18 protein-coding genes are annotated in these 15,914 nt (G+C 60.5%); 7 read left to right on the forward strand and 11 right to left on the reverse strand.

What is annotated here, in order from left to right; translation table 11 throughout:
* Window positions 1-29: 29 nt before the first annotated feature.
* Window positions 30-1,421, forward strand: coding sequence for a PTS ascorbate transporter subunit IIC (ulaA, locus tag ACO59D_RS06220; RefSeq protein ID WP_485126235.1), 1,392 nt, complete (start codon window positions 30-32; stop codon window positions 1,419-1,421).
* Window positions 1,422-1,560: 139 nt separating this feature from the next.
* On the opposite strand, the gene ACO59D_RS06225 is transcribed toward ulaA, so the two are convergent.
* Window positions 1,561-2,265: a DNA alkylation repair protein gene (locus tag ACO59D_RS06225; protein WP_485126236.1), complete on the reverse strand. Its 705-nt coding sequence runs from the start codon at window positions 2,263-2,265 to the stop codon at window positions 1,561-1,563.
* Window positions 2,266-2,286: 21 nt separating this feature from the next.
* Window positions 2,287-2,532 (reverse strand): hypothetical protein, encoded by a 246-nt coding sequence (locus ACO59D_RS06230; RefSeq protein WP_485126237.1) that lies wholly within the window; start codon window positions 2,530-2,532, stop codon window positions 2,287-2,289.
* Window positions 2,533-2,710: 178 nt separating this feature from the next.
* On the opposite strand from ACO59D_RS06230, the gene ACO59D_RS06235 reads away from it, so the two are divergent.
* The 5 genes from ACO59D_RS06235 (at window position 2,711) to ACO59D_RS06255 (ending at window position 7,011) form a co-directional block, all read left to right on the forward strand.
* Window positions 2,711-2,851, forward strand: coding sequence for a DUF6290 family protein (locus tag ACO59D_RS06235; protein ID WP_242622105.1), 141 nt, complete (start codon window positions 2,711-2,713; stop codon window positions 2,849-2,851).
* A 631-nt stretch (window positions 2,852-3,482) separates the two neighbouring features.
* Entirely contained in the window at window positions 3,483-3,839 is a 357-nt protein-coding gene (locus tag ACO59D_RS06240; RefSeq protein ID WP_485126238.1) for a hypothetical protein, read from the forward strand.
* Window positions 3,840-4,040: 201 nt separating this feature from the next.
* Entirely contained in the window at window positions 4,041-4,271 is a 231-nt protein-coding gene (locus ACO59D_RS06245) for a hypothetical protein (protein WP_485126239.1), read from the forward strand.
* Entirely contained in the window at window positions 4,268-5,116 is an 849-nt protein-coding gene (locus ACO59D_RS06250; RefSeq protein ID WP_485126240.1) for a hypothetical protein, read from the forward strand. Before ACO59D_RS06245 ends, ACO59D_RS06250 begins: the two co-directional genes overlap by 4 nt.
* A 281-nt stretch (window positions 5,117-5,397) precedes the next feature.
* Window positions 5,398-7,011 carry a peptide chain release factor 3 gene (locus ACO59D_RS06255; RefSeq protein WP_485126241.1) on the forward strand — a complete coding sequence of 538 codons (1,614 nt, stop codon included), beginning with the start codon at window positions 5,398-5,400 and terminating at the stop codon, window positions 7,009-7,011.
* Window positions 7,012-7,105: 94 nt separating this feature from the next.
* On the opposite strand, the gene ACO59D_RS06260 is transcribed toward ACO59D_RS06255, so the two are convergent.
* The 7 genes from ACO59D_RS06260 to ACO59D_RS06290 all read right to left on the reverse strand — a co-directional run bounded on the left by ACO59D_RS06260 (window position 7,106) and on the right by ACO59D_RS06290 (window position 12,307).
* Window positions 7,106-7,573 (reverse strand): hypothetical protein, encoded by a 468-nt coding sequence (locus ACO59D_RS06260; RefSeq protein ID WP_485126242.1) that lies wholly within the window; start codon window positions 7,571-7,573, stop codon window positions 7,106-7,108.
* Between the two features lie 138 nt (window positions 7,574-7,711).
* Complete coding sequence (locus tag ACO59D_RS06265) at window positions 7,712-8,605, reverse strand: PTS system mannose/fructose/sorbose family transporter subunit IID (RefSeq protein ID WP_207302622.1); 894 nt, start codon at window positions 8,603-8,605, stop codon at window positions 7,712-7,714.
* Between the two features lie 2 nt (window positions 8,606-8,607).
* Window positions 8,608-9,477, reverse strand: a complete 870-nt coding sequence (locus tag ACO59D_RS06270; RefSeq protein WP_130811063.1) for a PTS mannose/fructose/sorbose/N-acetylgalactosamine transporter subunit IIC — start codon at window positions 9,475-9,477, stop codon at window positions 8,608-8,610.
* A gap of 32 nt (window positions 9,478-9,509) precedes the next feature.
* On the reverse strand, window positions 9,510-10,007 hold the full coding sequence (locus ACO59D_RS06275; protein WP_485126243.1) for a PTS sugar transporter subunit IIB: 498 nt from the start codon (window positions 10,005-10,007) through the stop codon (window positions 9,510-9,512).
* Between the two features lie 84 nt (window positions 10,008-10,091).
* The gene (locus ACO59D_RS06280) at window positions 10,092-10,520 is read right to left on the reverse strand and encodes a PTS sugar transporter subunit IIA (protein WP_485126244.1); all 429 of its coding nucleotides are present in this window, start codon (window positions 10,518-10,520) and stop codon (window positions 10,092-10,094) included.
* A 222-nt stretch (window positions 10,521-10,742) separates the two neighbouring features.
* The gene (locus ACO59D_RS06285) at window positions 10,743-11,375 is read right to left on the reverse strand and encodes a TetR family transcriptional regulator (RefSeq protein WP_485126245.1); all 633 of its coding nucleotides are present in this window, start codon (window positions 11,373-11,375) and stop codon (window positions 10,743-10,745) included.
* A gap of 155 nt (window positions 11,376-11,530) precedes the next feature.
* A complete protein-coding gene (locus ACO59D_RS06290; RefSeq protein ID WP_485126246.1) occupies window positions 11,531-12,307 on the reverse strand; it encodes a GntR family transcriptional regulator in 777 nt (258 codons plus the stop codon).
* A 124-nt stretch (window positions 12,308-12,431) separates the two neighbouring features.
* Between ACO59D_RS06290 and ACO59D_RS06295 the strand changes: the two genes are divergently transcribed.
* On the forward strand, window positions 12,432-13,253 hold the full coding sequence (locus ACO59D_RS06295) for an HAD family hydrolase (RefSeq protein ID WP_485126247.1): 822 nt from the start codon (window positions 12,432-12,434) through the stop codon (window positions 13,251-13,253).
* A 313-nt stretch (window positions 13,254-13,566) separates the two neighbouring features.
* Here the strand turns inward: ACO59D_RS06295 and ACO59D_RS06300 are convergent, their stop codons facing one another.
* Window positions 13,567-14,754: an ABC transporter permease gene (locus ACO59D_RS06300; protein ID WP_485126248.1), complete on the reverse strand. Its 1,188-nt coding sequence runs from the start codon at window positions 14,752-14,754 to the stop codon at window positions 13,567-13,569.
* Entirely contained in the window at window positions 14,741-15,910 is a 1,170-nt protein-coding gene (locus tag ACO59D_RS06305) for an ABC transporter permease (protein WP_485126249.1), read from the reverse strand. Before ACO59D_RS06305 ends, ACO59D_RS06300 begins: the two co-directional genes overlap by 14 nt.
* Between the last annotated feature and the right edge of the window lie 4 nt (window positions 15,911-15,914).

Consider the following 15,914-nt stretch of genomic DNA (forward strand, 5'->3'; position numbering starts at 1 on the left):
ATTGTAAGTGACGGTCAAAGGAGATGCAGATGGACGCAGTTCTTGTCGTGTTGAAGTTCTTTGAGTCAATCCTCACCAAGCCCGCATGGATCATGGGCCTGTTCTCGCTCGTTGGCCTTTTGGCCCTCAAGCGTCCCGCCCACAAGGTCATGACGGGCACCATGAAACCGATTCTCGGCTACCTCATGCTTTCTGCCGGTGCCGGTCTCATCCAGACCAACCTTGCCCCACTCGGGACATTCATTGAGACGGGCTTCCATATCCAGGGCGTCGTCCCCAACAACGAAGTCATCGTCTCGATGGCGCAGACGGTCCTTGGCGTCCAGACGATGATGATTCTCATCCTAGGCTACGTGGTCAACATCATCGTCGCGCGCTTCACCAAGTTCAAGTACATCTTCCTTACCGGCCACCACAGCCTGTTCATGGCCTGCCTGCTCTCCGCCGTCCTTCAGGCATCCGGCTTCGCGGATGTGCCCCTTATCGTTACCGGCGGCCTGTTCCTCGGCCTTGTGAGCGCCATGCTTCCTGCCGTTGGCCAGTGCTTCACCGAGAGGGTCACCGATGGCGATGACATCGCCATGGGCCACTTCGGCTCTCTTGCGTACTACATCTCGGCTGCCGTGGGCAGCCTCTTCAAGAGGGATGCCGAGGAGACCAGCACCGAGAAGATCGAGGTTCCCGAGAGCCTTGCCTTCCTGCGTGACACCACCATCTCAACTGCTCTGACCATGGCATTTTTCTACCTGCTTACCGCCATTGTCGCATGGGTTGCCAATCCCTCTGTGGTTGACGGGCTGGCTGCAGGCGACAACTTCGTTGTCTACGCCCTTAACTGCGCGCTCTCCTTCGCTGTCGGTGTCGCCATTGTCTACAATGGCGTCCGCATGATCCTTGCCGACCTCGTGCCTGCCTTCCAGGGCATCTCCAACAAGCTCATCCCCGGTGCCATCCCGGCGGTCGACTGCGCCGTGTTCTTCCCCTATGCCCCCACTGCCGTCATCCTGGGCTTTGTCGCCTCCTTCATCGGCGGCGTGGTTGGTATGTTCATCGTCGGCGCAACCATGGGCGTCTTCATCATCCCCGGCATGGTTCCCCACTTCTTCTGCGGCGCTACCGCCGGCATCTTTGGCAACGCGACCGGCGGTCGCAGGGGTGCTGCCCTTGGCGCGTTCGTCAACGGTCTTCTCATCACCTTCGCGCCAGCCCTCCTGCTCCCGGTTCTGAGCGTCTTCGGCTTCCAGAACACCACCTTTGGTGACTTCGACTTTGGCGTGATTGGCATCACCCTTGGCCGCGCCGCCGCAGCCTTTGGGCCCACCGGCGTCTATGCCATTCTCGCTGTGCTGGTCGTCGTGGCACTCATCCCCAACTTCATCAAGACCAAGAGCCCCGTCATCAACCACACTCCAGAGGAGTAGGCAAACGACCTGATGCATCGCCTTTGCATGGGGCGTGGGTCCACGAAACTGGATCCGCGCCCCTTTCTCTGTGCAGGACGCATTGCTGACACGTCGCTCACAAAGATGCTCCCAGCCTATGGGTGACGTTGCTCCGCGCCTACCCACGCAGTTGGCGCAGCGTGCCCTTGGTCTTTTCGGGTACGCGCAGGCTCTCGATGCCCTTGCGTATGGCCATGCGTCTGAGCTGCGGGCTTACCTCGGGCAAGGCGATTGCCGCCAGGGCTTCGGCTTCGTGCGACACGAGCGCCTCGGCCAGGTACCAGGCAATCATCATGCGCACGTAGTACTCGCCGTTGTCTGCGGCAATCGCCATGCGCAGTTGTGCGGGGTCAAAGCCCTCGCCCAGAAGGTCTCGCATGAGAACCGAGATGCCAAAGCGCCTGGTGTAGGTGTGCTCTGAGGCCATCCAACGCCGCGCGAGGGGGATGAGCGCGGCCGCGGGTTGGCCGGCTAGGCCCCTCTTGTCATGGAACGCTCGAGGGTTGAGCGCATCGCACACGCACCAGTTGTCTACATGGGGGAGAAGTGCGTCCAGGAGGCGTGTGGCCTGCGCAAGGCCGCGCGTCTCGTTGAGCACGAAGGCGTGGACCAGGTACTCCTCGTACCAGCGGTGGGGCAGCTCAGCGAGAAACGCGTCGCGGTCCTGCGAGTGAGAGACCTCGCGGGCAAGCCGGCGGAGCCTGGGAACCCGTACGCCGAGCATGGTAGCGGGGTCGGCGGTGGCGACGACCCGTGCGTTGAACTCGCGATACTTGCCATCCTTGTCGGCAAGCTCATGCAGCCTGTCTTCGACCCATTGCATGGGTGCCTCCCGTGGACCACGCTACATCACGCAGCTGCTGCCACGCGCTTCTCGACCCGCATCGCCAAGCACGTAGGTCGTGCTCGCGCGGACCATGTTGAGTTCGGCCAGCTCGAGCTCGCCGTCGATGTAGGGCTGGTAGAACTTGTCGATACCGCAGGCGTCGAGCGAGCAGTCTCCGCAGTCGTCGCCCCAGGCCAGTGCCTCGGACACGATCTGGATGCGTTCCTTGCGCGTGGTGTCTGCGATCCTCGTGCTTCTCGCCATGGGTTCCTCCTCTGTCTTTTGTCCCAGTATGGCACGCTGCACGAGGCTGGAGGCGAAGAAGGACGGCACGGATGAGCTTGTAGTTCACACAATCTTTTAAGCCAAGGCTAGCGGGGGAGTGGCGGACGGGTGCAAACGTATTACCTTGAATTACGATTTGTGGGAGGGGTGAATACGAATGGCGATGGAGGTCACCACGGTTCGCTTCGAGCTGGAAGAGAAGGCGTGGGTTCAGGGGTATGCCGATTCTGTCGGGGAAACGTTTTCCGATGTTGTTAGGGAGGCGGTGCTCGAGATGGTCGAGGCCGCAGCCGATTGACAAGCTTATGAGGACGCGCTCAATAACGACAACGGCGTTCTCTACTCCACGAATGAGGTCAAGCGCATGGCATTGGATGCAGAGTGAGTTACTGCAGGACGAACCTATTATCGATGCTGTTTGTGTCAGTCATAAATAGGGTGTCTATAAGAAACTTCCGAAGAGCCTGTGAGAGGAGTGATTCGGACTGCGGACGTCCCTATTCAACGGGCGCAGAGCCTGCCGTAGCCTGGCCTCTTATTGCCTTTCCTCAATAGGCACTCAGAGGGTCGAGGCCCTTGATGGCATCGCTTGCCCACCCTAGCCTGCATGAAAACGCGATATCGCACGGGTTTTTGGCGAACGTTGCATAAAATCGGGCTATCGTAAGGTCCCTCTGGCGTCCTGATATCAAAGTCGAAACTATGTATGCATGAAATTAAATATTTCGATGAGAATATCCATATCCATGCAATTGTAGTTTCATTTTTTATGTCATTGTGTCAAGGTGGCCCTACGATAAGCCAATTTCATGCAGCGAAGTTCTAAAAACCGTGCGATATCGCATTTTCATGCAGGAGATTACCACTGAGAGGGTGCTGAGGAAGTTAGGCCGTCTCTGCTGACACTTAGTTAGCTCCAGCCGAAAAGTTTGGCGAGCACGGAAATCCAACTTGACCACCGCACTTCATGGGCCGCACGGTGGGCATCAGCCGACCCGCTGATTGCCGAGTTGCGCACGTCTGTTTCCAAGGACCTCCTTCGCGTTGAAGAAGTAAATCCGCTGGTCATTGCCGGGGTCGCCGCCAAAAGAGAGGCGCGTGCGCGCTCGAAAGACGCGCGGATGCGCTCGCAAATCGAATCGCCTCCACTGAAGAGAAGGCTCGGCTCCATCGAGGTGTCGAATACAAACTCGCCGGCTTCGCTGCAGGCCTCGACTACGGCACCCTTCTCCACGATGATTATGTACTGCCTTTCGTTTACGGCGATGATGGAGCCTTCGAGATGATGCTGTCCTCGCCGCGGGTGTTAGACGATCGCCCCTGCGACGATGCCCTCTTGTGTCCCTTGGCAACAAGGGTGTTTGTATCAAGCGGGCCACGACAGAGGTAGTCCTCCCGCCAGCTATCGGCGAGAACGTCGCCGACAGCGCCTATGCCAGCCCCCAAAAGCTCTATCGCTTACCCCTCTGCCATGAGGTGCGCATGTTATGATGCACGTGAGCGTGCCCTATCACGACTCCATCACGTTTAGGGTGGACGACTACCAGATCGAGAAGCGCAACTCGATGGGATTCCACGAGGCGAAGCGCTTGGCGGGAAAGGTCAGGGAGGCGCTCACACAGGTGGGGAAGGAGCGCGAGAAGGTCGTGGGCACTGCGGGTACTGCGGCGGCGCGCTGGGCGCATAGGCACAAGGGAGAAGGGAAGTGGTGTGGATGAAGTCCATGAGGAAGTGGGTTGCGGCGCTAAGCGCAATGTTTGCACTGTGCTTGGTGCTTTCGGGATGCAGTCTTGGTGGCGTATTGGGCGGCGGTGACCCTGCCAAGAACTTCATTGGGGATTGGAAGCTCGTTGGCATGGAAGATAGCGAACAGGTTCTGAGCAAGGATGACCTCAAGTCCATGGAGGACCTTGGCCTCGGCGTTGGGCTTACGTTCAAGGAGGACAAGAGCTTTACGCTTAACATGTTCGGGGAGGAGACGTCCGGCACGTGGGAGGTGAAGAGCCCGACCGAAGCCTTGCTCACCGTTGAGGGGCAGACGGCAAGTGCCAAGCTTGATGGAAGCGAGCTCACGCTTGAGCAGGACGATACCAAGCTGATCTTTGAGATGGGCACGGCTGTAGTGTCCGCACCGGGCAGCGGCGATAGTGACACGGGCAAGTCTGATACCAGCGCCAGCCCCACGTCCACCTCAGATGGTAAGAGCGGAAAGACCGAGGTTGCAGTTGGTACCACGCTTGCAGATGACAGCATCTGCACCATCGAGATTGTGAACAAGACGACCGACTTCGCTGACGACCCCGGCTACACGCTCAAGATTACGAACAAGATGGACAAGGCTATCACTGTGAGCGGGAAGTACGGGACGTTCTCGGTTGACGGCAAGATGGTCGACCCGTTGCTTTACGAGACCATCCAGCCTGGAAAGTACGCCGAGACCTTCCTATGGTTCAGTACGAGTGACGTCGCGAACTTGGACGCACTGGTGAACGTCGAGGGTACCATTCAGATCTATGACAGCAAGACATACGACACCCTCGCGGAGTACCCGTTTGCGATGTAAGTTTCGTTAGATGGTGTGCCATGGCGGCGTCGGAAGGCTTCCACTCCCGGCGCCGCGTTTTTAGGCGCGGCGTCGTGCCCTTCTCCTGGGGCTGTCGGGCGATTTCCGACACGTAATAGTGTCTGCGACGAGAAAAAGTATTTGAAGACGTCTCTACAATGAGAGGCGAGTGCCGTACCCCCTTCTCTCATCATTTTGTGCAATAGGCCGCGCATGCCCCTCCGTTAGCTACAATACGCGAGGCCAGTTGCATAGTTGCATAGAAACAAGATGGGAAGCACATGCCTAGCATTGCGGAACAGGTGGCCTCGCGGCGCACCTTTGCCATAATCTCGCACCCGGACGCCGGCAAGACAACGCTTACCGAGAAGCTCCTGCTCTACACCGGCAGCATCCAGACGGCCGGCTCGGTCAAGGGCAAGGCCAGCGCGCGTCACGCAGTCTCGGACTGGATGGACATCGAGAAGGAGCGCGGCATCTCCGTTACCTCCTCCGTCCTGCAGTTCACCTATGACGGTACCTGCGTGAACATCCTCGACACCCCCGGGCACCAGGACTTCTCCGAGGACACCTACCGCACGCTGATGGCTGCCGATGCCGCTGTCATGGTCATTGACGGTGCGAAGGGCGTCGAGGCTCAGACCATCAAGCTCTTCAAGGTCTGCACGCTGCGCCACATCCCCATCTTCACCTTCGTGAACAAGCTCGACCACGACACGCGCGACCCCTTCGACCTCATGGAGGAGATCGAGGACGTCTTGGGCATTGGCACCTACCCCATGACCTGGCCCATCGGCTCCGGTCGCACCTTCAAGGGCGTCTTCGACCGCAACTCTCGCCGCGTCATCGCCTTCGAGGGCGACGGCCACGCGAACGCCACCAAGAAGGTGGGCGAGATTGAGGCAGAGCTGGGCAACCCCGCACTCGACTCTCTTATCGGCGAGGAGAACCACAAGAGCCTGATGGGCGACATCGAGCTTCTCGACGGTGCCGACAACGAGTTTGATCTCGATGCCGTGCGGCACGGTCGCCTGACGCCGGTGTTCTTTGGGTCGGCCCTCACCAACTTTGGCGTGGAGCCGTTTCTCAAGGACTTCCTGCGCCTGACCCCGCCCCCGCTTGCCTATACCGACACGCTGGGCGAGCAGCCCGTGGACCCCTCGCGCAACGAGTTCTCAGGCTTTGTCTTCAAGATCCAGGCCAACATGGACCGCAGGCACCGCGACCGCATCGCGTTCGTGCGCATCTGCTCGGGCAGGTTCGAGCGCGGCATGGACGCCTACCACGTGCAGGGCGACCGTACCATCAAGCTTGCAACCGGCACGGCGATGATGGCCGACGACCGCGCCACCGTGGACGAGGCGTACGCCGGTGACATCGTGGGCCTCTTCGACCCGGGCCTCTTCTCGATTGGCGACACCATCTGCGCTCCGGGCATGCGCGTGCAGTACCCGCCCATCCCCACCTTTGCGCCCGAGCACTTCGCCCGGATCACTCAGGTGGACACCCTCAAGCGCAAGCAGTTCGTGAAGGGCATGGAGGAGCTGGCGCAGGAGGGCGCAATCCAGATCTTCCGCGAGCTGGGCACGGGCCTCGAGAGCGTGATTGTGGGTGCCGTTGGCGTGCTGCAGTTCGAGGTGCTTGAGCAGCGGCTTCAGAGCGAGTACCACGTTGGGGTGAGCAGGACCCCTCTGCCCTACTCGATCATCCGCTGGATTCAGAACGCACCGGACGAGTTGGACGCGCGCACGCTCAAGCTCACGCGCGAGACCTGCCGCGTGGAGGATATGCGCGGCGGCTGCCTGCTGCTGTTTACGAGCGATTGGAATCTCGACTGGGCCATCGAGCACAACCCCAATCTGCGCCTCTCGGAGTTTGGCAACGTCACGTTCTAGCGCTCTGGCCCGCACAATCTCCTTGAGCCGCACAAACGATTATGCGGTCCGCATGGCTGCACGAGACCGTCTCGCGCTTGTCCGCAATGCGCTTCTATTGCCGTTTCCGGCCGTAGAGAATCTTGAAGACTTCCTTCGCCTGGGCGAGGTCTGCCATTGTGGGGGCGTGGCCTTTGAGGGTACTGGCGCCGCCCGCGCCCTCTCCTGTATCGGTTGTGGCGGCAACGGGCTTGCCCGTTGCCACGTCGATGGGCCTTCCGGTCTTGAGGTCAATGCCCGCTGCGCAAAGGATATGCTCTACGTTGCGCTTGGCGTTCCTAATTCCTACATAGAAGACAGCCGCTAGGGCACCTGCCGCCACGGCGAGCGCGATTCCCACGCCGCCGGCCCACGCAGGACCGCTGTAGGTGAAGCGCCACAAACCAAGTATCACCCCAAGGGCGAGAAGGCCGTAGTCCGCCCGAGCCCAGACCTCAAGTCGCTGGATGGCGTCCGTTTGTGCCCGGGCCTCGGCAATGAGGGTGGCACGTCTCTCGGGGGAGCACCCTTTGAAGCGATCCATGCGCTCCATACCTCCTGCCTCTCAGGTGCGGAGAACCTCGCGTGACAACGTCGAAGGAGACTGTGGCAGACGAGGGATCGACCAAAAATGGGCAGCGCGGACGCCCTAGGGGAATCCGCGCCGCCGCCATGCGACGTTCTAGTAGGACAGACCAGGGTTGAAGAACCCAATCAGCACACCAACGAAGGCAATGATCACCATGATGAGCATGACCATGGTCGCGGAAACCTTCTTCTTGGTCATCAGCCACCAGCACAGGTACACGAACACGAAGTTGAGGAGTTTGGGATAGATGCCTGAACCAAAGACATTAAGTGTCACAGAGCCGCCTTGCAGCGCCTCTGCCGTCACGGTCTGGCTGCTGGACCAGAGCACCTGGGACAGAGGGCCAAGGCCAGGCAGGACCAGTGCGGTGTCGATGGAGATCCAGGTGGCTGCCACGGCGCCAATGACAATGGTGCCCACCATCACGATGGAGTTGCGAAGCGCCTCGGACTGTGGCCCGACGAGCGCCTCGACCGCAGACCCGCCGAGCTCGTAGCCGCGCTTGTAGGCATACTTCATGCCGAAGTACATGAGTGCGTTCCAAGCAACGATGTAGAAGACGGGCCCAAGGGCCGATCCTCCCTGCGCCAGGCCGAGCGCGATGCCCAGAAGGATGGGGATGAAGGTCCCCACGACGATGGAGTCGCCAAGACCGGCGAGCGGCCCCATGAGACCGGCACGGATGCCGTTGATGGTCTCGTCGTCAACGGGCTCGCCGTTGGCACGTGCCTCCTCGAGGCCAGCGGTGAGGCCGACGACCATGGTGCCAATCTGGGGCTCGGTGTTGAAGAACGTGGTGTAGGTACGAAGTGCCTTGACCTTCTCGTCATCTGTGTCATAGAGCTCGTCCACGACGGGCAGCATGGAGAACAGGTAGCCAAAGGTCTGCATGTGCTCTTGGGAGAAGCAGGTGAGGTTGCCGTAGATCCAGTTGCGGAAGGACCTCCTAAGGGTCTTCTCGGAAATCTTCTTAGTCATCTCGGCCATGGTTAGATGTCCTCCTCTTCCTCGTCATCGTCGTCACCGGAGGCAAGGGCGACATGGCCGCTCTTGAGCTGGGTGCGAAGCTGCTGGATCTCGAAGTTGATCATCGCGAAGAACACCGCGATGATTGCGGATGCGATGAGGTTGCAGTGCAGGACGGCGGCAAGGGTGAAGCCAAAGGCAAAGGTGAGCCAGTCAAGCGGCTTGTTGATGACCTGCTTGCACAGGATGCCAATGCCCACCGCGGGAAGCAGCGAACCAACCGTGAACAGCGTCTTCATCGCAATGCCATCCATGGGCAGGTAGTCCTTCATGACCTGCACCATGTCCGCGCCGGCCATGCAGATGATAAACGTGGGGAGGAAGGAGAACAGGATGTGAGACACCCAGGGGTAGGCGCAGTCAACAAGCGGGATGGTGCGCCTGATCTTGCCCCAGTCGTTGGACTCCATTGCCTTCCAACCAATGCCCTGCCACACGAGGTTGAGCGTTGCGGTGCCATAGAACAGGACGGTACCGAGGGTGCCGACCATAGCGCCAAATGCTGCGGCAAGCGACGCTGCCTCGGCGCTGGCGGGGTCAAGCCCTTGTGCACGAATGGCGAGAATGGAAAGGGGAATTCCGATATAGGTGACTGCGCGTACGTCTGCCGAGACCGTTCCGCCAGGGGTGACCAGTGCGATGTAGACGACCTGGATGGCAGCACCCACGATGATGCCGGTCGTGATGTCGCCCAGAATCAAACCCACGACGAGTCCGCCCACGAGCGGCCGTCCGAGGGTGTAGTTGCCTATCGTCGTTCCGCCCATACCCGGCAGTGACGCGAGGCATGCGAAGATGCCGAGAAGCGCCGCTTGAAACGCGTTGATTGCCATGACGATTCCTTTCTCCTGTTCAGGCCGCTGCCTTACTTGAGGTCAAACTGGTCACGGAACTTGGACCAAGGGCCGATGGAGTTGTCCTTCAGGAGGGCGAAGACGACTTCATAGCCCTTTTTCGAGATGTCCTCGAGGGCCTGGGCCTCCTCAGGGGTGATGGACTGGTTGTTGCCGAGTTTCACCGCGTTGGGACGGTCGTTGCAGGGGCCAACGATGACTGTTTTCACGTTTGAGGGGACAAACCCGAGGTCGCAGAGGAGCCATTTCATATCGAGCGGGTTCTTGGTGATGAGGAAGTATCGGCTCTCGCTTGAGAGCACGGTGTCGGCCTTCTCCTGGAAGTGCTCCTTTGTCCAGATGAAGACCTTCTTGTCTGGGGCCGCCCCCTTGTAGGCTGCCTTGAGCACCTTGTTCGACGCCGCGGCGTCGTTGACGGCGATGATGCCGTCGCAGGGATATTCGAGTGCCCACCGGGTTACCGTCTGGCCGTGAATCATCCTGTCATCGATGCGAACAAACGAAATCATGCCTTCTCCTCTCGCGCGTTTTGACCGATTGCTGGTGCAAGCAGGCTGCGCGGCCTGCCTCGTGCCATCAGAAGGGCGAGGAGCCTAGAGGTCTTCCTCGTCGTCATCGGACCCAAGGTCAAGCTCCAGCTCCCGGATGCTTGCCTGGCCCTCATCGACGACCTGCTTCAGAAGCTCGTCTGTGGGGACGTCGTCTCCCATGACGGCGGTGATGGCCATGGGGAGGTTCATCCCTCCAAACGCGTGGGTGATGGGGAGAAGCCCCTTCTCGGTTATCACGTTCATGGTGTTGGTGAGAGGGGAACCCCCAATCACGTCGCCGAACACGACGAGCTCGTCTTTGGTGGTAACGGGCGCTAGCACACCCTTGAGGTCTGCCACGAACGCGTCGGCGCCCATGCCATCCGGCATGTTGCACACAAGGACGTTGTCGTGGTGGCCAACCAGCATGTCGAGCACACTGCTGATACCGGGGGCGAGCGTTCCGTGACTCACGAGCAGTAAGTACCTCATCAGGATCCCCTTCCCGCGTGGAGTATGTCCTTCGTGCGACACGATGCAACGCACGAAGTAGCTTCGTTATATCAAACGGTTACAGTACAATGTACTGTAACCGTTTTGGAGCGCGCGAAAGGCACGTTTTCGTCCGCGAGCGGCATCCCGCTCGCGTGTCCCATGGCTATGGCGTCACACGATGAGAAATGAGTGAGAAGGGCTGCCAACGGGATGGCGACACTAGTACTTTACCCCATGCTCTCGGCACATCCGCTCGAAGGCATCACGGTGCTCATCGGCTATGGCAGGCAGGAGGATCCCACAGAGCGCATCTGCCATCTTTACCGGACGGGCGTTTTTCGTGTGGTCGGCGCGTGCGTCGAGCACCCAGCTTGACTCCACCGTCGTGATGGTCGAGGCCATGACGCCGAGGCTCCAGTCAGAGAGCTTGGGGCTGATGTAGCCATCCTTGCGGAGGCGCTGGAGTCCCCAGGTGAAGAACCCCAAGAGGTCTTTTGACAGGTCGCTTCCCGTTAGGCTCTCCGACGCCTTGCGCCCAACCCTTACGGATACGCCAGGCTTGAAGAAGAAGGAATAGGCCTCGGCCATGCGTTCTCCTTCGACAAAGAGGACGACAAGGCGCTCAAGTAGCTCGTCGCCCTTAAGCGAGGTGTCGAGGAGCGCCCAGTATTCTTCCAAGGGTGCGGAGATGATGCTCTCCAGGAGGTCACGCTTTCTGGGAAAGTGATAGGTGAGGTTGCCAATCGTGGTGCCCGCGGCGGAGGCTATCTCCCTGAGCGAGACATTTTCATACCCCCTGCTGTTAAAGAGGGAGATGGCGGCCTTCTCGATTTTTCCCTTTGTGCCCTCCATGCCGCTCCAGCGTCTCCTCGGCTATCCTCGCGTTTTATGGATGAAGGATACCCCAAGTCGGACGATGCGCGAAGCGTCCATCGAATGGTTTCCTCTGTACGGCGTCGAGTCCAAACGAGCGGCGCGCAAGAAAAGTGCCGAGATGGCCCGCTCTTTTAGCAGAGCGCCTTGCGGAAGCTTGCCGATGTCCCGTCGTAGTGCACCACCAGCTTGTAGCGATCTGCTCTCGAAGTGATGTAGGCGAGCTCATAAGGGACGCCTGCCGAGGTGTAGTTCACCCGCACGAGCCTCAGGGCAGGGGCACCACTGCGCGTCTTGAGAAGGCGTGCCTCTGTGGCGTCCAGCTGAATTGCCTCGTAGGCACCATCCATCGAGGCTGGGGTCAGCCCACTCTTCTCGGCAAGCGCCCTTTGTATGGATGCTTCCGCGTCTGAGGATGACAGGCTAGGGCATAGCCCGCAGGGGATGAAAATGCGATGGTAGGTCATAGGCTGGCCATCTGCCAGGCGGAGACGACGAACTTCCCAAAGGTCCGTGCCAACCTTAACGTTGAGGGCGGCGGACTGATTGGGGTTGGCGGGCGTGCAGGCAAACCTTAGGACGCGTGACAAGGGCTCCCGCCCTGCCGCGCGCATCTCGGCAGTGAAGCTGTAGCCATAGCCGCTCGATTCGTCGGCATCCAAAACAACGGTTCCTCGCCCGCGCGTTCGAGAGACGAGGCCGTCCTTCTCAAGTGAGGCGAGGGCCAGGCGCACGGTGGAGCGAGAGATCTTCAGGGACTCGACGAGCGTGCGCTCCGAGGGGAGACGGTCTCCGGGGAGTAGGGCTCCTGCGGCAATGAGCTGGCGGATGCCCTGACCGAGCTGTTCCCAGAGCGGTTTGGGAAGGCGCGGGTCGACCCTCGTGTGCACGAGAAGGTCAAGAGAATTCATAAGGGCCCCCTGGTTCGTATATTGGTTTTATTGGTATGGTACTAACATACCTTTTTTGCTTGCAAGGCGAGATTGGCCCCCGAGCTCCGCTAGCATGCTGGGTGAAGAGAAGGGGAGGCCCAGCATGTCACACATGAAGTTCGATGCGCTGTTCACGGATATAGACGGCACCATCCTCAAGGGCGATCACTCAATGAGCCCGGCTGTGCGTGATGCGCTCAATGCGTGCGCGGCAGATGGCATGACCGTCGTGCTTGCCTCGTCGAGAAGCCCGCAGGGCATAGAGCCCATAGTTTGCGAGAACGACCTTGTGCGCGGCTGCATTGCGGCCTTTGGCGGCGCACTTCTTTTGGACGAGCAGGGAGAGGTGCTTGCCGAGCATGGCTTTGGCAGGGAGGTGGCGTGCGAGGCTGCCGACTTCGTGAAGGACTCGTTTGGATCTGCGGTGACCTGCTGCGTGTTCACGGCGCGTCACTGGTTTGTGGACTCGAGGGAAGACCCCAGGATCGTGCGCGAGGAGGGCATCGTGAAGACGTGCTCCGAAGAGGGAGGGGCACGTGCAGTTGGACAGAACGAAGCCGTGGACAAGCTGCTCTTCATTTGCGACCCTGCGGTGACGCCTGCCGTGCGCGACGCGCTTTCGCAGAGGCTCCCTTCGATGCACGTGTCGACGTCCTCGGACATTCTCGTCGAGCTGAATGCGGGTGGCATCACAAAGGCGATGTCCATCCACGACCTCTGTGAGCTGCGGGGCATCGACCCCTCCCGCACGATTGCCTTTGGTGACGCCGCAAACGACGTGCCCATGCTTGAGGCGGCAGGCCTGGGCGTGGCGATGGGGAACGGTACGGCTGAGGCACGGGCGTGTGCCGGGCTTGTGTGCGAGACAAACGAGGAGGACGGTGTTGCTCGCACGATCGTGCGTCTGAGGGCAGGGGAGCTGTAGGGCTTGGCGGCGTGCGTGGCAACAAGTGGCTATCGTGCGTACGCACGAAGTAGACTTGCTGCCAGGTGGGAGGCTTGGAGCGGCCGATTGGGCAGAAGATAGCCGTCGTGCGTACGCTCGATTGCGGTTTTCTGACAGCGGCTTCACGTTTGGCCAGTTGGCTGAGAAAGACCTGTCAACAGGTGGGCTTCGTGCGTACGCACAACTCCCGCTTGTTGCCACCCAAGGTCCCAAGAAGGGCCAAACTGGCAGAAAGTCGTCCACGTGTGCGTACGCACACGTGCGTTGTGGCACCGCCGGCAACCTCGCCCCTCTACGCGGCCTGCGTACGGCCCCGGCTGCGTCCCACGGCCATCCCCACGAGAAGAACCGCAACCCCAAACAGCGCGCAGATCCCAATGTCTCCCAGCAGGGTCGTCACGCTCTCAAGCGAGACGGACCCCATGGCCGCCGCCCCCTCGAGCGCTCGCTCCGTCCAGTACGAGGGAACAAAGTGCGCTATGGCAATGATGGAGTCTGGAAGAATCGCCAGTCCCGTCCACGCACCGCCGAGAAATGACAGCAGCATGCCAAAAATGTTCGCAATCGCGTTGGAGGCGTTCTCGCTGCACCCCAGCTGGCCCACGAGAAAGCCTGCCGCCGCCGAGACCAGCGAGTAGACGAGCAGGGCAAAACCCATCAGCGCCATCTGCACAGGAGAGCTCTGAACCGCGTCTGCCCCCAGCACAACGACCTGCAGCCCAAAGTTCCACGCCCAGGCGACAAGGGCCACGGTCACGCATGCCGCAAGCAGGGAGAGGCTGCGATTGCGTGCGTGCTCCGGGGAGGCAAGCCAACGTCGCAGCACGGGCTCCTGGTTGATTGACGCCATGAGAACGGCAATGCACACAGTCACGCTGGCAAAGAGGGGATAGGAGGCGAACTCGGCGGCAACGTGCAAGGACTCGGGCAGGGGAGTTGTGGCCTGCTGGACAACGCTTGTCTCGGCGGACTCTTCCCAAGCGGCATCGGTTGCGTCCACAATCTCTACGGCATTGCCGCCAAGTGTGGCCGCATTGCCGTAGAGCGCATTGGCGTAGCTTGTCACCTCGAGGTCGAGAAGCCTGCCACGGCCGGACTGGTAGGAGACGTACGTCTCGAGAGAGGGGGCGTCGGTGCCCACGGCTGCCGCATCCAAGAGCCCATCTCCCCATCCCTGTGGAATAACAAGCAGGTAGGAGACTGTATCGCGAGCAACTGCGTCCTGGATGGCGCGCTTCTTATCGGCAACCTCTACGACGTTGTTGCCGTTTTCCACATGTACCGCCAGCGCCTGCGAGAGCTCGGTGTTGTCGCGGTCAATCACGGCGACGCTTACGGATGTGGGACGAAACTCCTCTGCGGTAGACGTGCCGCTCATAAGGCCAATGACAACGCCCAAGGCAGACATCATGACCAGGTAGATAGCGATATAGACCCTATGCGCAGACAGGATCTTGAGATAGGTCTTAAAGGTGCTCATGGGAAAGCCTCCTCATGCCCAGGGATGCCAGGGCGAGAAAGACCGCCGCCATGGCTACGAGCGTCACGCAGCTTGTGGCAAAGGCGTCAAGCGTGTCGTAGTAGAGGAGCGAGTAGAAGCAGTTCGTCATCTGCCAGAGTGGGTTTGCGTGCGCAAGCGCGGGCGCCGTGGCCTCAATCTGGTCGGCAATCCTCTGGGATGCCGTTCCGTACAGCCCCGTGAAGAGCGAGAGCAGGCACGTGATGCCAGAGGCCATGCCGGTCTCCATGCGAGGAATGGTGCCGAGAAGCGCCCCGGCCGCACAGCCCGTAAGCGTCGAGACGAAGATGGCAAGCACTACCAGCGCGCCATTGCCCCCAAAGTCAACCTTGGCCACAAAGCGCATGAACGCGAGCGCGGCGAGCATGCACGCAAACTGGCAGAGCCACGTGCCGAGGAGCGTGCCTACGAGCATGCGCCAGCGCGGTGTGGCCGCAAGGGACTGACGCGCACCAAGCGCCCCTGCCGTGGGCAGAAGCCCCCTTACGGAGACCATCGCTGCCGTTGCGCCCAGGCCCGCGGCCATCGCGAGAAGTGCGTAGTAGTAGCGCGCATCTGGGTTGGGCGTGGTCTTGGTTGCCTGCAGGTGCACGGTGCTCACGGCACCCTTGCCAAACGCTGCCTGGGCGGCACCCGAGAGCACGAGGTCTGGCCTCTGGGCAGCCACGTTTTCGATAGACGCGCGTACCCTCATGTACGAGTCGAGCACCTCGGTGAGGACGGAGGCCGGCAGGGTGCCGTTCTCGGCGATGCTCTCCGGGCTTACGTGCAGCTGGGGTGTGCCGTCCGCGTCCACGGCGAGATAGGCGTCGATATCGCCTGCGTTGGCGGCGTCCCCTGCCTTCCCGGCGCTGTCGTAGTACACAAGGTCCACGATGTGGTCTTCCGAGCTTGCATCCGAGATGGCGCCAAGCGTCTCGTCGAGTCCCGTTGCGGCCTGGTAGTTGGCGTCGCGCACTACGCCGAGCGTAGAGCCCACCATGGAGTATGCATCGTTAAGTCCCGAGAACATTCCCATGAAGATGCAGGTCAAGATGATGGGAAACGCGAGCGCCCATACGAGCAGCGCCCGGTCGCGCACAAGGGAGATGACACAGGTCCTAAAGCTTGTGAGCATGGTT

This window comes from Tractidigestivibacter sp., from assembly GCF_057241865.1.

Coding starts and splice junctions, on each gene's coding strand:
- ACO59D_RS06270 (WP_130811063.1), bottom strand. CDS start 9,477: ATGGCAATCAACGCGTTTCAAGCGGCGCTTCTCGGCATCTTCGCATGC.
- ACO59D_RS06305 (WP_485126249.1), bottom strand. CDS start 15,910: ATGCTCACAAGCTTTAGGACCTGTGTCATCTCCCTTGTGCGCGACCGG.
- ACO59D_RS06250 (WP_485126240.1), top strand. CDS start 4,268: ATGAAGTCCATGAGGAAGTGGGTTGCGGCGCTAAGCGCAATGTTTGCA.
- ulaA (WP_485126235.1), top strand. CDS start 30: ATGGACGCAGTTCTTGTCGTGTTGAAGTTCTTTGAGTCAATCCTCACC.
- ACO59D_RS06280 (WP_485126244.1), bottom strand. CDS start 10,520: ATGAGGTACTTACTGCTCGTGAGTCACGGAACGCTCGCCCCCGGTATC.
- ACO59D_RS06295 (WP_485126247.1), top strand. CDS start 12,432: ATGTCACACATGAAGTTCGATGCGCTGTTCACGGATATAGACGGCACC.
- ACO59D_RS06255 (WP_485126241.1), top strand. CDS start 5,398: ATGCCTAGCATTGCGGAACAGGTGGCCTCGCGGCGCACCTTTGCCATA.
- ACO59D_RS06275 (WP_485126243.1), bottom strand. CDS start 10,007: ATGATTTCGTTTGTTCGCATCGATGACAGGATGATTCACGGCCAGACG.
- ACO59D_RS06260 (WP_485126242.1), bottom strand. CDS start 7,573: ATGGATCGCTTCAAAGGGTGCTCCCCCGAGAGACGTGCCACCCTCATT.
- ACO59D_RS06225 (WP_485126236.1), bottom strand. CDS start 2,265: ATGCAATGGGTCGAAGACAGGCTGCATGAGCTTGCCGACAAGGATGGC.
- ACO59D_RS06265 (WP_207302622.1), bottom strand. CDS start 8,605: ATGGCCGAGATGACTAAGAAGATTTCCGAGAAGACCCTTAGGAGGTCC.
- ACO59D_RS06230 (WP_485126237.1), bottom strand. CDS start 2,532: ATGGCGAGAAGCACGAGGATCGCAGACACCACGCGCAAGGAACGCATC.
- ACO59D_RS06290 (WP_485126246.1), bottom strand. CDS start 12,307: ATGAATTCTCTTGACCTTCTCGTGCACACGAGGGTCGACCCGCGCCTT.
- ACO59D_RS06300 (WP_485126248.1), bottom strand. CDS start 14,754: ATGAGCACCTTTAAGACCTATCTCAAGATCCTGTCTGCGCATAGGGTC.
- ACO59D_RS06285 (WP_485126245.1), bottom strand. CDS start 11,375: ATGGAGGGCACAAAGGGAAAAATCGAGAAGGCCGCCATCTCCCTCTTT.
- ACO59D_RS06235 (WP_242622105.1), top strand. CDS start 2,711: ATGGCGATGGAGGTCACCACGGTTCGCTTCGAGCTGGAAGAGAAGGCG.
- ACO59D_RS06245 (WP_485126239.1), top strand. CDS start 4,041: ATGATGCACGTGAGCGTGCCCTATCACGACTCCATCACGTTTAGGGTG.